This window comes from Stenotrophomonas sp. AS012628 (assembly GCF_010608305.1).
Lineage (GTDB): Bacteria > Pseudomonadota > Gammaproteobacteria > Xanthomonadales > Xanthomonadaceae > Stenotrophomonas > Stenotrophomonas geniculata.
This window is the reverse complement of the sequence record NZ_VMBJ01000029.1, coordinates 43,822-58,246: the sequence shown is the minus strand read 5'-3', so window position 1 is coordinate 58,246 and position 14,425 is coordinate 43,822. Positions and strand designations below refer to the sequence as shown.

Genomic DNA, 14,425 nt, shown 5'->3' with positions numbered 1-14,425 from the left:
GCAGGGAGGGTGGGATGCCTCGGCGAGCTACCTGATTGGGCGAAGCAGATTCATGGGGAATGGAGTTACCTGGAGCGACTGCGGATGTCATTAGAATCAGTTTTTGAAGCCCTTTGCATGCTCGCTATCGCAACGCTGTTGATAGCTTTCGTTTCGCGAATTTTTCTGGTTTGGGAGTTAAAGAGAAATTCCCCTGATCTGTGGGACACCCTTGGCAGACCTGCGATCCTGGAGCGAGATCATTTCTTAACCAAGTATCCGATCTGCGGATGGAAGCGGGTTCATAACGGCGCATCAGGAGTGCGCAAGTTGTTCCTCTTGGTGTTCTGGTTCTCGTTCCTTGTGTATCTCATATCGCTGATTCCCCTGATCGTGATCTGGACTATGCGCTGATCCTCTTCCGTTAGTCTGAAGCCATTGCGCTATGCTCTGTCCCGCAGGCCAATTACGCTTGCGACACGCTGGGCCGCCTTATCCAGACCCAGGATGGGACGGCCGGCACCCCGATTGAAACCTACGTCTACGACGCCACCGGCAATCGCACCGCGCTCACCACCTCGGCAGGCACCGCCAGCTACACCTATCCCGCAACCAGCCACCGACTGACCGATGGCGACGCGCGCAACCCTGACGCAGCGGGCAACACTACCAGCACCGGCAGCATGGCGTTCACCTACAACGACGCCAACCGCATGAAGGCGGTGAAGCAGGGTGATGCCGTGCTGGAAAGCTACGGTTACAACCATCGTGGAGAGCGCGTGCTGCGCACCCCGACCGGTGGCGCGGCGCAGATCACGCTGTACGACGAGGCAGGGCAGTGGCTGGGCAACTACTCGGCCACGGGCCAGGCGCAGCAGCAGGCCATCTGGTTGGACAACTACCCGGTGGCGCTGATCAATGTGCCGAGTACCGGCGTGCCGGAACTGGCCTACGTCCAACCGGATCACCTAGGTACGCCGCGCGTGGTGATCGATCCGGTACGGAATGTCTCGATCTGGGAGTGGAGCAACAAGAGCGAGGTGTTCGGCAACCAGATTCCGAGTGCCGATCCGGACGGCGATGGCGTGGCGTTTGAACTGGCGCTGCGATTCCCGGGCCAGCAGGCGACGGATGCGAGTGGGTTGTTCTACAACTACCAGCGGCAATACGACCCGGCGGTGGGCCGTTATTCGCAGAGTGATCCGATTGGGTTGGATGGGGGAGTGTCCACCTTCTCCTATGTATCAGCTGATCCAGTGCGGGCAGCTGATCCGCTCGGACTGCTGGCCAATTGCACTTGTGTGGACGGCGGAGTTCAGATCGACATCCCTATTCGTTTCAGTGGTGAGGGAGCTACTCCTGAGACTCTGAGTAAAATGATAAATGCAATTGAATCGACCTGGTCTGCGCCCGGATTTACAGTCACTGTTAGCCAGCCGGAGAAAGGGCGGTTAAACCGTGTTGAGGTTCCGCTGGGGAAGGGGGTATCGACTGTAACCGGAGGCAGTGTCGGTAAATGGTATGCAGGAAACACTGAGTGGGCAGCTGCGCACGAGGCAGGGCATTTGATGAAATTCAAGTACGATGGTCGTTTTGATATGTACGATGTGGTGTCACAGGCGCCCTCTCGTTCTACTAAGCCCGTTCCGGGGTGGGAGGGGAACATCATGGCAGAGCATCTGGGCGTTCCAGACGATAGGGTTCGGGACGCTATCAAGAAGAGATTGAGGTGCAAATGATAGGGAATCTACGCGTGGCTGCGCTCCTTCTTCCATTGCTAGGAGGCTGTAGCACTAGTCAGTTCAAACACGCTGAATGGAGTTCAGATTGGGTGGATGTTTCATCGGATGAGATCATTCCTGGGAACTCCACGACACTTCGGAGTGATCGCTTGGCCACCTTGAATCCGCAGAGTGAAAATTCGATTGCTCAGTGGATGCTCGCTCAAAACTTGAGCATCGTTCACGCATCGGATGCTGCTGAGAAATTCGCGCCTCTACAGTTGAATGGGTTAGTGCCGGCAGAGGGGGAGACTATTTATCTCGTCAGAGCGGCCTCGGATGCAGGAGGCGGAAATTTTGTCGGCTACGTAAATGACAGTGGGATTCTCATCTTGTATGGGGTAATGGGAAGTTGTGGGGAGCAGGTGCATCGAGTGGTTGCTGTGAGCCTGAGTAAGAGGCCTGCCAAGGTCTTCGGAGGGTGCTCAGGAGCGCTTTGAAGATTCTTATGTGTGTGGGTCTGAGATGCGAATAGGAAAGTGGGAATTTCATTTGCGAGCGCTCTGTTGGTGTGTTTGCGGGCGGGGGCATAGATTGCAGCTGTTGAGCGGCTTGGCGACACCGTGGTCTTCATTGAGGCCTCTGTCGGCGCAGAAGATTGCACTTCTAGTAGAGGGCGCTTGGGAAGGCCGGTTGATTCCTGTCAAATCATGATTCTTGAGCAGAGCTTCCCGGGACGATCGAGCTATCGATCACAGGCGTAACAGTAGACCGCTAGGCCAGATGGGGACGGGCTGTTCTTTTTCATGCGAATCCATCGTGGGTGCGGAGCGATTGGCCGTTGTGGCGCATTGATCGATTGAGGGCATCACCCCCCGGCGCAGGCACCGCTTGGCTTGAGCTGGGGCAGGTTGCGGGGCATGTAGGCCGGCAGGGAGCTGACGAAGGGATGGATTACAGGACGGACCACCATCGGGCCAACGCAATGGGCTCTACCGTGCGTGCAGCTCGATGAACATCATGGATCCTGTACTCAGCGAACTGCTTTCCCGGCTCGGTGTCGACAGTGACTTCGGGCAGGCAGGTACTCTCGAGCGCTGCGCGATGGGCTGCGTGAGTAGGCCGCCAAGCAGGAGGCAAGGTGCATGAGCTCCCGCGCTCCTCCACAACAGAACGCGATCGGCCTGCACGCCTCGGGGAGGTACAAGATGAAAGCCAGGCGGATTCTTCGGTATGGGTTGGCCTACGCGGTGTCGTGTGGAGCACTCTGGCTGTTCCTGCACTTTGTGGGCAGGACGCTTTACGCCTTCGACTCACATCAAGTTTTCTTCTGGCTGTATGCCGTCAGCCTTCTGTTGCTGGGAATTGGCGCACGGGTTGCCGCCGGCGGCCGCCTGACCATCAGGCGGCTTGCCAAGGGGGCTGGCTTGGGGCTGCTCGCGGGCCTTCTGGCCCAGGTCGTGGTGCTTGTACTGGAAGTCTATAGATTCAGCGGGTTCAGGCCATCGCTGCTTTGGCAGGTACCGGTTTCGCTGACGGTGATGAGCGTCGTGCTGCTCACGCCGCTCTGGGGCGTAGTGCTGGTTGCCCTCACCGCTGCATGCCGCCGCGACAACAACTCACATCAGGCCTCGAACCCATGAAGCGCCTGACTGCCTTTTGCCTCGTGGTTGCACTGACATCCTGCGCGGCGCATCCGAACCGCACCACGAAGTGTCCGCCGGCCCATTTCACCTACGTCGGCACCGAGAGAGTCGGCGGACTGACCTACGGGCGCTTCCAGATCACCCACAATGCTGATCAGCCGCTTCAGCTGTGGGTGGATGAAAGACGCAGGTTGAACTCAAGGACCGCTCGCGCAGAGATGAGGCGCACAGGCGAGGATGCCTGGCGGCCTTACAACGTGATCCTTGAGGAAATCACACCGGGAGCGATCGGGCAGGGTGAACAGCAGAGCGTTCTGTTCGATGGTGATGGCCTGTTCCTGCCCGGCGCATCCAGCGCGGGCGCGAATTACTCCATCGTGGTACAGGACACTGCCGGTTGCGAGCATCGCTCGGCAACGTTCATTCCCTGACATTCCTGGCGGCGTGCCGGATACCTCGTGACATCGCAGCATTGCTCGGTTGGGATACTGCGGACAGGCAATGAAGGGAAAATGGCGCGCCCGGAGGGATTCGAACCCCCGACCAATGGCTTCGGAAGCCACTACTCTATCCGGCTGAGCTACGGGCGCGTTGTAGAACCGCCGCGCCACCGGCCAGTGCCGGGGCGGGCATCGCAGCGCCATGAGGCGGTGCGGGACCGGCATTCTATCCAGTTTCGCCGAACAAATCTCCCCCCACGGGCAAAGCCCTGCCGGAGGGGCAGGAGTATCCTATCGCCATGGCTGATACCCCCCTCATTTCGCCGCAGTCGCCGGCGACGCCGCGTTGGCGGCATTACTGGAGTCTGATGCGCGCTGATCGCCCGATCGGCACGTTGCTGCTGCTGTGGCCCACCTGGTGGGCGTTGTGGCTGGCTGCGGGCGGCCTGCCGCCGCTGTGGACGTTGTTCGTGTTCACCGCCGGCGTGTGGCTGACCCGTTCGGCCGGTTGCGTCATCAACGACTACGCCGACCGCTGGCTCGACCCGCATGTGGAGCGTACCAAGGCGCGTCCGCTGGCCACCGGTGCGATCAGTGGCCGCGCTGCGCTGGCGTTGTTCGCGGTGTTGATGCTGGTGGCCTTCGGCCTGGTGCTGACCCTGAACGGGCTGACCATCGGCCTGAGCTTCATCGGCGTGTTCCTGGCCGCCAGCTACCCGTACCTGAAGCGCTACACCCATCTGCCACAGGTCTACCTGGGCATGTCGTTCGGCTGGGGCATCCCGATGGCGTTCGCCGCCGTGCAGGGCGAAGTGCCGCTGCTGGGCTGGCTGCTGTACGTCGGCAACATCCTGTGGTCCACCGCCTACGACACCTGGTACGCCATGGTCGACCGCGAGGACGACCTGAAGATGGGCTCGCACTCCACCGCGATCCTGTTCGGCGACCTGGACCTGGTCATCCAGGGCGTGCTGTACGCGCTGTTCCTGGCCACCATGGCGCTGGTTGGCGTGCGCGGCGGGCTGGGCGGCTACTACCTGGCCGGCGTGGCGGTGGCCACGGTGCTGGTGGTCTACGAGTTCTGGATCTGCCGCAACCGCGAGCGCGGCCCGTGCTTCAAGGCGTTCCTGCACAACAACTGGGTGGGTGCCGCGCTGTTTGCCGGCATCGCCGTGGACCTGGCGCTGCGTTGAGACGCGCAGCCGAGCGTGGGCTCGGCTCTACAGGTGGCCCCCCCCCCCGAAACCGGATATCCGTAGCGCCCGAGCCCATGCTCGGGCGGCGGCGCACAGCGCCGGGCCCTCCCCCACCTACGACCAATAGGTGGCTGACAGCCTGCACCCCACCGCCCAGAATCGATCCATCGAACCTGGGAGGGTAGGCGATGGCCTCGACGGCAGCAGTACAGGACGGCTGGATGGCGCGCGCAGCGCTGCGTTCGGCGGCCTGGGCGGAAAAGTGGTTCCCCGATGCGTACGTGTTCGCGGTGCTGGGCGTGGTCATCGTCGCGCTGGCGGCGATGGGCTTCGGCTCGACCCCGCAGGCCACCGCCAGCGCCTTCGGCGACGGCTTCTGGAGCCTGATTCCCTTCACCATGCAGATGGCCTTCGTGGTCATCGGTGGCTACGCCGTGGCGACCGCGCCGGTGGTCGCTCGCTTCATCGATTTCCTGGCCCGGGTGCCGCGCACCGGGCGTGGTGCGGTGGTGTACGTGGGCCTGGTCAGCATGCTGGCCTCGCTGCTCAGCTGGGGGTTCTCGCTGGTGTTCGGCGGTCTGCTCGTGCGCGCGCTGGCACGCCGCACCGAACTGCGCATGGACTATCGCGCCGCCGGCGCCTCGGCCTACCTCGGCCTAGGGGCGGTGTGGGCGATGGGGCTGAGTTCGTCGGCCGCACAGCTGCAGGCCAACCCGGCCAGCATGCCGCCGGGCCTGGTGGAGATTACCGGCGTCCTGCCGTTTACCGAAACCATTTTCCTGTGGCAGTCGATCGCGCTGACTGCGGTGCTGATTCTGGTCTCGCTGCTGATCGCCTGGTTGACCGCACCGGCCGAAGGCAGCGCTCGCACCGCCGAAGACTTCCCCGGTGCCGCGCAGGCCGAGCCGGAGCCGTTGCAGCGCCGCACGCGCCCGGGCGAATGGCTGGAATACAGCCCGCTGCTGACCGCGCTGCTCTCGCTGCTGGCGTTCGGTTGGCTGTTCAACGAGTTCGCCAACAAGCCGGTGGTCACCGCCATCGCCAACCTCAACACCTACAACTTCCTGTTCATTTCGCTGGGCCTGCTGTTGCACTGGCGCCCGCGCAGCTTCCTCAACGCGGTGGCCAAGGCGGTGCCCAGCACCACCGGCGTGCTGATCCAGTTCCCGCTGTACGGCGGCATCGCGATGATCCTCACCCACGCCGCTGGCGGCGATGGGCAGACGCTGGCGCACCGGCTGTCGAGCCTGTTCGTGCAGGTGGCCAGCACCGATACCTTCGCGCTGGTGATGGGTGTCTATTCGGCCGTGCTGGGCTTCTTCGTACCCTCCGGTGGTGGCAAGTGGATCATCGAGGCGCCGTACGTGATGCAGGCCGCCAACGAACTGAAGGCGCACCTTGGCTGGGCGGTGCAGGTCTACAACGCCGCCGAAGCGCTGCCGAACCTGATCAATCCGTTCTGGATGCTGCCGCTGCTGGGCGTGCTGGGGCTGAAGGCACGCGACATCGTCGGCTTCACCTTCATCCAGCTGCTGGTGCACATTCCGCTGGTGCTGGGCCTGTTGTGGCTGCTGGGGATGACCCTGGCGTACGTGCCGCCGGTGATGCCCTGAATGCAGCGTTGGCTTCCCTGCGTGAGCCGGGAAGCCAGCCTCGTTCAGCGCGTGTTTCCGGCTGCGAGCGCCATGAATGCGTGCAACGCCGATGACGGCATGAGCACATGCCGAACCCGCATGAATCCTTCAGCCGCTTGTGCCACAAGGGCTTCTGCGCGTTCATTCACAGGCGTACACACAGATGTAGCCGCCCACCCACGCGTGATTAACCATTCGCTGCAGACGATGGCCACGTCCACCGCATTCCGCGTGTGGCTTTGGAGATCGGACATGGCACAGCAGAACCAGAACCCGAACCAGAAGCAGCAGGGCCAGCAGAACCAGCAGGATCAGCAGCAGGGCCGTGGCCGCGACCAGCAGCAGCAACAGCAGCAGGAACAGCAGAAGCGCAACCAGAACCAGCAGCAGGGCGGCCACGACGAAGAAGAATGATCGCGTTGCGCGTGCAACGTGATCGGCGAAGCCCCGTCCCGTGCGGGGCTTTGCTTATTCCAGCACGCCGATACGCTGCAGCACCGGCGCCGCCGACATGTCGTTCGGATTGGTGCCCGGCTGATCCTGCGGCACGTCCATGCCCATGCTGCGGTAAAGATCGACCCAGTGCTGGGCGATCTGCCCGGTCTGCGGGTTGCGGAAGTTCATCGGCTGCAATGCGAACACGCGGTGCGCACGGAACGCACGCTCGATGAAGTCCGAACAGTAATAGCTGTCCTCTTTCAACACATACGACGTGTTGTAGGGCTTGCCCAGCATCGTGCGCGCGGTGGCGACCGCATCCTTGATGGCCGCCTGCTGCGGCGCGCGCAGGCGATAGACCACGATCTGCCGCTGCTTGGCGTGGGCGTCCTGCTGGAACTCGGTCAGCGATTGCCGGCGTGATCCCTTCTCGTCGGCGTGCAGCACCTCCCAGCCCTTCGGCGCCGAGGCGACCAGGGCGACGTGATCGAAGCTGGGTGCGCCCTGCGTGCCGGTGGCATCGTCGATGGCCGCGCTCAGGCCGCTGCGGCCGGCAGTGACGAACAGCAGGTCGCCTTCGTGGACATCGACGGCCAACGCCACGGCCGGCCACAGGGCGGGCAGCAGCAGGCCGATCAGGAGCAGGAGGCGATGCATGAGGACTCTCGGACAGGCGGAATGCCGGAATTGTAGGGTGCGCGGTAGCATGGAGCGACCGGACCGGATTCAGGATGAGCCCATGCGTCGATACCCTTCTCCTGCACTGCTGGTGCTTGCCTGCGGCGCGGTGCTGGTTGCCTGCACGCCGGCGCCGCAGCCACCACAGACAGCGGCCGAAGCCGTGACTGCCGCAGCGGCGCCGGCGACCAGCGCCACCGAGCCCACACCTGTGGCTGCAGCCAGTGAATGCCCCTACCCGGAATTCGATACGTTCCTGAAGCATTTCGGCAACGAGATCACGCTGCAGGAAAAGACCACTGCCGATCCGCTGCTGGACAGCTACATCGATGCGGAGGCCGAGCCGGAACCGCGCAAGGTGGAAAGCCGGTTGGCGCTGGCCGATGTCGAGTGGCCGGTGATGCCCGATCCAGCCGCGTTGGCCGGGCAGGGCCGCGAAATGCAGGTCAGCCCCCTGGCAGATGGACAGCGGCAGGTGCAGATCCGCATACCGGACAGCAGCGACCAGCAGACCTATACCTTTGCGCAGACGCCGTGCTGGACGCTGGTCAAGCGTGAGGACGAGTCGATCTGAAGCCTGATCCGGCACAGGCGCGGCGGGCCAGTGGCTGCTAGGCTCGATCCCTGGTCCAGGCAGGGAGACGCCGATGCAGGCTTTCAGGAAGCGAACCACCACCGCCGCCGTCGCCGCCATATTGGCGATAGCCCCCTTCAGCGGCGCCCAGGCACAGTCGGTGCATGCCGATGACCGCGCCTACTTCGCCAATGCCACCGCCGAGCAGGCCGCGCGTGACGCGCTGGGCAAGCGCGTCGAGGCCCTGCAGCAGGTTTCCACCCTTGCACCGGCGGAACGCTTCCGGCAGGCCGAGGCCCTGGAAGCGCAGTGCTTGCGTCATCTCGCCTACCTGCACCTCCAGTCCGCCCGCAACGCACGCGATCTTCGCCCGGCACAGGCGATGGAGCAGGCAGCGGGGCTGTGCAGCCGCATCGCCCGCAGTGGTCGCGCCGCACTGCGCGAGGCACCCGCAGATGCAGCGTGGGCAGCACCGTATGGCTTCCTGCGCGCACGCGCGCTGAAGGAAGCTGCCACCCCGGCCAACGCCGCGCTGGATGAGGCCGTGGAGGCACTGGCCGATCCGGCGCTGGACAGCTTCGCGCGCCTGCGCGGGCAGATCCTGCGCAGCGCCGAGTACCCGCAGATCGAGCACGGCGGCCGGCACTGGGACACGGGGCGCGACAAGCAGGCGCTGGCCCAGCAGCCCGACCGTGCCCTGCGCGAGGCAGGCTGGAAGGGTTACTGGCAGGGGCTGCACTCGCGCCGTGAGCCGATGGCTTCGGTGCTGCTGGGGCTGGTGCAGGTGAATGACGCGGCCGCACGCCTGCAGGGCGATGGCTCGGCGCCGGCACACGGCTACCAGCGCATGGGTCTGGATACCGCCGTAGTGAATGCAACGCTGGTGGCGATCGAGCAGCACGCGGGGGACCGCCGCGCCTACCAGGAGATGCTGCTACGCCACGCTGCGCGATCGGGCATCGACGCGCCGCAGATCTGGGATACCACCGTGCCCGATGCCGGCTACACGCCACCAGTGCTGACGCTGGCGCAGCTGCGCGACAACGCCGCCGATGCCATGCAGCATCTGGGGCCAGCGTACGTCGCCGAACTGCGCGCGCTGCTCGATCCAGCCAACCAGCGTATGGATCTGGCCACCGAACGCGGTGACCGCAGCCAGGACGCGTTCCCGGTGAGCGCTCCCGGTGTGCCGGCAATGCTGTTCGTTGGCGTGCGCCGTGGCGATCTGGAAAGCGATGTCGAAATCGCGCATGAAGCGGGTCATGCCGTGCATGGCGAGTGGATGCAGCGCGGTCATGCGTCGCCGCTGCAGCGCAATGGCAGCCAGTGGCTGACCGAGGCGTTCGCGATCTACAACGAGCTGCGCTTCCGCGACCAGCTGTACCAGCAGGCACAGGACCCGCGTGCAAAGTCCTATTACCTGAAGTCGCTGCTGGACGACATGGTGCTGCAGCTGTTCACCTCTTCCGAGGAAGCGCAGCTGGAGCAGTCGATCTACCAGGGCGTTGCCGCCGGTACGCTGGGCACCGCCGATGATCTGGACGCGCTGACCGGGCAGGTGCTGGCGCGCTTCGGCCAGCAACCGGAGCGCTACCCGCAGCTGCGCAACACCTGGATCGGCAAGCGCCTGATGTATGAAGACCCGAACTATCTGGTGAACTACCTGTATGCGGGGCTGCTGGCCGTGCAGCTGTATGTGCAGGACCAGCGCGACCCCGACGGGTTCCGTGAGCGTTATCTTGCCGTGCTTGGCGAAGGCTTCGATCGCGCGCCGGACGAGCAGGTGGCGCAACTGCTGGGGCACGCGCCAGACTGGGCGGCCTTGGTGGATGCCGATCTGCAGGTGTTCAACCAGACGGTGGCACAGCTGCAGGCGCTGCATGCGCGGATCGAGGCAGGGCAGGGTACGTGAGCATGCTGCGGGCAGGACAGCAGGCCGCAGCCATGACATGCCTGTTGTTGCTGCTGTGCCTGCTGCCGATGGCGGCGCTGGCGGCAATCCCGGTGCCGGCGCTGGACGATCCCGTGGTGGACACGGCCAACGCGCTGTCCACTGAAACCCGCGCCACCCTGCGCAGGCAGGCGCTGCAGCTGCAGGTGCGGAAAGGTGCACAGCTGCAGGTGCTGGTGGTACCCAGCGTGGGCAACGAGGGCATCGAGCCCTACGCACAGCGGGTATTTGATCAATGGCAGCTGGGTCGCGCCGGTGTCGACGACGGTGTGCTGTTGCTGGTGGCGGTGCAGGATCGCCGCGTACGCATCCAGACTGGCTATGGCCTGGAAGGTGCGCTACCAGACGCGTACGCCGCTCGCATCATCGACAACGCGATCGTGCCGCGCTTTCGTGAGGGTGATTTCGACCAGGGCGTGCTTGATGGCACGACGATCATGGTGGCGCTGATCGAAGGCGAGGACCTGCCTGCATGGGAAGCGCCGTCGGCCAGCAATGTGCTGCCTGCGGACTGGCGCCGCGCAGACTCGGTGGTGGCGTTGACCCTGCTGGCCGGCTTCCTGGCCGGGCTGTGGCGCTCGCCGCCGCCCCTCCCGCCAGCGAAGACCGAGGACGATTTCAGCGGCAGTCGTCGGGAGCGGCGGCGCAAGGCACTGGCCGCCAATGCGTCGGCACCGAGGCCGAGCTGGCCGACCTTGCCGGCCTGGGGGCGTCCGATGCTGCTGACAGCGGTGGTTGCCGCAGGCGCGCTGTCCGTGGCGTTGCTGCTGCCACGCCACCTGCTGGCGGGCCTGTGCTTCGTGATGGCGCTGGGCGTGCCGGTGGCGGCCCTGCTCGGCTGGTGCTGGCGTCGCAGCCGCGGGGTGCGCATCGTCCTGTGCGGCATGCTGGTACTCAGCATGGTCTTGCTGGTACAGGCGCTGCTTCGTGGCCAGCTGCCGCCGAGCCTGGCCCGGCACCTGCTGCTGCAGGCCGCCGCGGGTGTTGTCACCCTGATGGTGTTCCTGCTGGTGCAGGCCTGTCGCGCACGCTGGAAGAAGAACCGCAGCAGCTTCGTCGTGCGCATGACGGTGCTGGTGCTGTTGACCCTCGGTTATGCCGCGGGCGCGTTGCTGGCGATCCATCGTGCCGAAGGTGACGATCCACGGCTGCTGGCGATGATTGTGTCAGGTGTGTGTGGCGTGCTGCTGTACTTCGTAGGGTTGTTCACCATGTTGCCGGGCGAGCGCGCACGTGGCCGGGTTTCGTCACGCCGCGAACGCAGCGCGTCCAGTTCGTCATCCAGCAGTTCGTCGTCGAGCAGCTCCAGCAGCTGGTCCGGAGGCGGTGGCCGCAGCGGCGGAGGCGGCGCGTCCGGCAGCTGGTAGATCAGGTCGCCTGTACCCGCCAGCCGAGTGCAGCGTCCTCCACAACGCCCGGGCCGGCCACGTCGCCAACCTGCAGCAACAGGCCCTGTGCATTGGGCAGGTCCTTCTGCTCGGGGAACCAGCGCCGGTCCGCAGCGACCACGATCAGCAGGCCCTCGTCGTCGCCCATCGGCGCGAACTGCGGCGAAGGCAGGCTGATCGGTTGCAGGCCGAACCGCAGGCTGGACTGTTCGCGCACAGCGTCGACATCGTGGCTGGGCAGGCCGACCTCGCTCAGGCAGGTCAGCTCGCTGCCGTGGAAGGCGCCCTGATGCGCACTGGCCGGCAAGCGGCGGCGGCCGATCAGTTCCAGGATCAAGCCATCGGGGCCGGTGAAGTACACCGACTGCGACTGCCAGCTGCTTTCCAGAGCAAAATAATCCAACCCGGCCGGATTGCGCTGCAGTGGCGTGCGTTCGCGCAACCAGGTCATCGCCTCGTCGAAGCGGTTGTCCGGCACGTTGAACGCCAGGTGCACGCCACCGAGCGGACGTCCTTCAGCGGGCTGCAGTTCGATCGTGCTCCAGCCGATGTGCACATGATTGCCGACCACGCGCTGCTGCAGCACATCGTGGAAGTAGCTGGCCACGGCACCCACGTCAGATACTGGCAGAGTGAGGTGCAGCAGGCGCATGATCGGTTCTCCGTGGACGCGTCCACTGTAGCGCCAGGCCATGCCCGGCGGCCACTAGCGCAGCGAATGGTCGAAGAACCGTATCGCTGCATCCACTGCCTGCGCGTGGGTCTGTGCCTTTGGCACCGACGTAGTGCACAGGTCCTGCAGCCGCTGCTGCCCGGTCGCGGTGCACGCGGCCAGGAAATCATAGTGGCCCACATCGGCCAAGCGCTGCAGTTCCGCGCCCGGAATCAGGACCCCGGCGGCCGCGCCATTGGTCTGTGGCGGCGCAACCGTGTCAGCCTCACCCAGCACGATCGACACGGGCAGCCGCAACGAGGACAGCTGCTCGGGCGCGAAGGCCTGGATGATCGCCGGAGCCAGCAGGAATGCCGCCCGCACGCCGGGAATCGCGCGCGCGTCGTTGGCCTGGGAGATCCATGGCGCCAGTGCTGGAGAGGCCGCAGCGGCAACGCGCGCTTCCATTGAGTGCGTTGCGGCCTCCTGTTGAGGCCGGCAGACGCCGTCATCCGGATGTGCGGTGCAAAAGGCCAGCAGTCGCTGCAGGTCCGGTCGTGCACCGGCTGCCAGCAGTGCCGTGTAGCCACCGGCCGAGAACCCGGCAACACCCAGGCGTTCAGGATCGACGTGCGGGCCCAGCACTGGATCGGCCCGCACGGCCGCCAGGGCGGCGCGCAGGTCATCCGCACGCAACCAGCTCAGGATGCTGCCGGGCAGGGTCATCGTGTCAATGCCGTTGTTGCCTGGATGATCGACCGCGATCACCAGATACCCGGCCCGCGCCAGCGCGGTGCCCAGCCAGCCCATCATGCGCGCACTGCCGCCGTTGCCATGCGAGAGCAGCAGCGTTGGCAGGCGATCACCCGCGACGGGAGCCTCCATCGCGGCACGTCCGACGTCGAACAGCGGCGCGTCGGGCGGGCCGATGGTCAGGGCGGTTTCCCGGCTGCCGGCCAGCGCTGGGTACCAGACCGTGTAGCGCAGCGCGTCGTGGTGCTGCGCATCGCGTACAGCCGCGCTGGCCACCGTGGTGGCGCCGTGGCGCTCGCCGGCTGCCTGCGTCTCGCTGGCATCGGCCACGGCAGTGGAGACCATGAGGATCATTCCCAGCACAGCAACCGTCATGCGCATCTTCAGTTCCTTGTCAGTTGGGACGTTCGTCGACTGGCAGCCAGATCTCCACGCCGCCGTTGCCGGTGTGCTCATCGAATCGGGCGTCGTAGCATTCCAGATCCGGTGCATCGGCAAGGCTGAGGTTGGACGCAGGAAGATAATGATCCAGCAGCCAGAACCAGGTCGAGCGGATGGTCGAGATGTGCGCGCCGTGCCAGGCCACCAGATAGCGACGCGGCGGAATGTGCACACTTTGCCAGTGTGCAGGCACGCTCGGCACCACGCTTGCCGGCAGTGCGGCGATGTAATCGAAGCCGCCATCGTTGTCGCTGTTGCAGCACACACCGAAGCTGATCGGTGCGGGCGTCGGCCATTCGCGGTTGAGCTGCGCCCATTGGCCGGGAATCGCGCCGCCACTGTCGCGGCTATGCCGCATGCCGATGCCCACCACCTGGAAAGCGGGCGTGTCGAGCAGCCGCGGCGCTTCACCGCAGGGCGTCGGCGCATCATCCACGCGGATCGCCTGTACCAGCGCCAGCCCATCGGTGCCCTGTTCGCGTACGCGCTCCGGCGTCTGCCCGAACTGTTCACTGAAGGCGCGGGTGAACGCGGCATGGGTGGTATAGCCGGCCCCCAGCGCGACCTGCAGGATGTCGCCCGCACCGTTGGCCAATCGTTGCGCGGCGGCGGTCAGGCGCCGTCCCCGCAGGTAGCGCACCACCGAGGTACCGGTGCGGGCCTGGAACAGGCGTGAAAGATGGAAGGGTGACAGTCCCGCCGCAGCGGCGATATCGGCCAGTGCCAATGGCCGGTCCGCATGGGTTTCGATGTACCACAACGCCTTGCCCGCCGCGCTCATCTGCCTTTCCCCGAATCCAATGCCGGCACAGTAGCGGATCGGCAGGCGCGGCGCTTAGCAGTTCTTGCGCCTGTGCGGCATCAAGCTGTCGTACTTACGTCATGCCTCCTTCACACATCGGGCCGAGACTGCGCGCCTTGTCCAGGCCTGTTG

The 14,425-nt window shown here is 65.0% G+C and carries 13 protein-coding genes, 1 tRNA gene and 1 pseudogene; 10 read left to right on the top strand and 5 right to left on the bottom strand.

Translation table 11 applies throughout. From position 1 onward, the window contains the following. From G5A07_RS13765 to G5A07_RS13750, 4 genes and pseudogenes are all read left to right on the top strand, one after another. The coding region (locus G5A07_RS13765; protein ID WP_223107679.1) for a hypothetical protein at positions 1-393 on the top strand (393 nt) is incomplete at its 5' end. 53 nt (positions 394-446) lie between these two features. Then, positions 447-1,718, top strand: a pseudogene (locus G5A07_RS13760) (RHS repeat-associated core domain-containing protein); the annotation flags it as partial. 1,127 nt (positions 1,719-2,845) lie between these two features. Next, positions 2,846-3,343: a hypothetical protein gene (locus G5A07_RS13755; protein WP_262405893.1), complete on the top strand. Its 498-nt coding sequence runs from the start codon at positions 2,846-2,848 to the stop codon at positions 3,341-3,343. Next, on the top strand, positions 3,340-3,777 hold the full coding sequence (locus G5A07_RS13750) for an adhesin (RefSeq protein ID WP_191863463.1): 438 nt from the start codon (positions 3,340-3,342) through the stop codon (positions 3,775-3,777). Before G5A07_RS13755 ends, G5A07_RS13750 begins: the two co-directional genes overlap by 4 nt. Positions 3,778-3,859: 82 nt before the next feature. Here the strand turns inward: G5A07_RS13750 and G5A07_RS13745 are convergent. Then, positions 3,860-3,936 (bottom strand) — tRNA-Arg (locus G5A07_RS13745). 149 nt (positions 3,937-4,085) lie between these two features. Between G5A07_RS13745 and ubiA the strand changes: the two genes are divergently transcribed. From ubiA to G5A07_RS22495, 3 genes are all read left to right on the top strand, one after another. Then, positions 4,086-4,979, top strand: a complete 894-nt coding sequence (gene ubiA / locus G5A07_RS13740) for a 4-hydroxybenzoate octaprenyltransferase (RefSeq protein WP_191863462.1) — start codon at positions 4,086-4,088, stop codon at positions 4,977-4,979. A gap of 191 nt (positions 4,980-5,170) precedes the next feature. Then, positions 5,171-6,595: a TIGR00366 family protein gene (locus tag G5A07_RS13735; RefSeq protein ID WP_191863461.1), complete on the top strand. Its 1,425-nt coding sequence runs from the start codon at positions 5,171-5,173 to the stop codon at positions 6,593-6,595. Positions 6,596-6,868: 273 nt separating this feature from the next. After that, positions 6,869-7,030, top strand: a complete 162-nt coding sequence (locus tag G5A07_RS22495; protein WP_010482135.1) for a hypothetical protein — start codon at positions 6,869-6,871, stop codon at positions 7,028-7,030. Between the two features lie 54 nt (positions 7,031-7,084). Here G5A07_RS22495 and G5A07_RS13725 read toward each other — a convergent pair whose 3' ends face one another. Next, positions 7,085-7,711 carry a YiiX/YebB-like N1pC/P60 family cysteine hydrolase gene (locus G5A07_RS13725; RefSeq protein ID WP_191863460.1) on the bottom strand — a complete coding sequence of 209 codons (627 nt, stop codon included), beginning with the start codon at positions 7,709-7,711 and terminating at the stop codon, positions 7,085-7,087. Between the two features lie 82 nt (positions 7,712-7,793). Here G5A07_RS13725 and G5A07_RS13720 point away from each other — a divergent pair, with 82 nt between their 5' ends. The 3 genes from G5A07_RS13720 (at position 7,794) to G5A07_RS13710 (ending at position 11,624) form a co-directional block, all read left to right on the top strand. Further along, the gene (locus G5A07_RS13720; protein WP_100446977.1) at positions 7,794-8,306 is read left to right on the top strand and encodes a hypothetical protein; all 513 of its coding nucleotides are present in this window, start codon (positions 7,794-7,796) and stop codon (positions 8,304-8,306) included. Positions 8,307-8,379: 73 nt separating this feature from the next. After that, a complete protein-coding gene (locus G5A07_RS13715; RefSeq protein WP_191863459.1) occupies positions 8,380-10,218 on the top strand; it encodes a M3 family metallopeptidase in 1,839 nt (612 codons plus the stop codon). Between the two features lie 32 nt (positions 10,219-10,250). Next, positions 10,251-11,624: a TPM domain-containing protein gene (locus tag G5A07_RS13710; protein ID WP_191863458.1), complete on the top strand. Its 1,374-nt coding sequence runs from the start codon at positions 10,251-10,253 to the stop codon at positions 11,622-11,624. A gap of 1 nt (position 11,625) precedes the next feature. On the opposite strand, the gene G5A07_RS13705 is transcribed toward G5A07_RS13710, so the two are convergent. From G5A07_RS13705 to G5A07_RS13695, 3 genes are read right to left on the bottom strand one after another with little or no spacing between them, the layout of a single operon-like run. Further along, complete coding sequence (locus G5A07_RS13705) at positions 11,626-12,297, bottom strand: VOC family protein (protein WP_191863457.1); 672 nt, start codon at positions 12,295-12,297, stop codon at positions 11,626-11,628. A 54-nt stretch (positions 12,298-12,351) separates the two neighbouring features. Continuing rightward, entirely contained in the window at positions 12,352-13,431 is a 1,080-nt protein-coding gene (locus G5A07_RS13700) for an alpha/beta hydrolase (RefSeq protein ID WP_109814798.1), read from the bottom strand. A 13-nt stretch (positions 13,432-13,444) separates the two neighbouring features. Next, positions 13,445-14,272 carry an AraC family transcriptional regulator gene (locus tag G5A07_RS13695; RefSeq protein WP_109814799.1) on the bottom strand — a complete coding sequence of 276 codons (828 nt, stop codon included), beginning with the start codon at positions 14,270-14,272 and terminating at the stop codon, positions 13,445-13,447. Positions 14,273-14,425 lie beyond the last annotated feature (153 nt).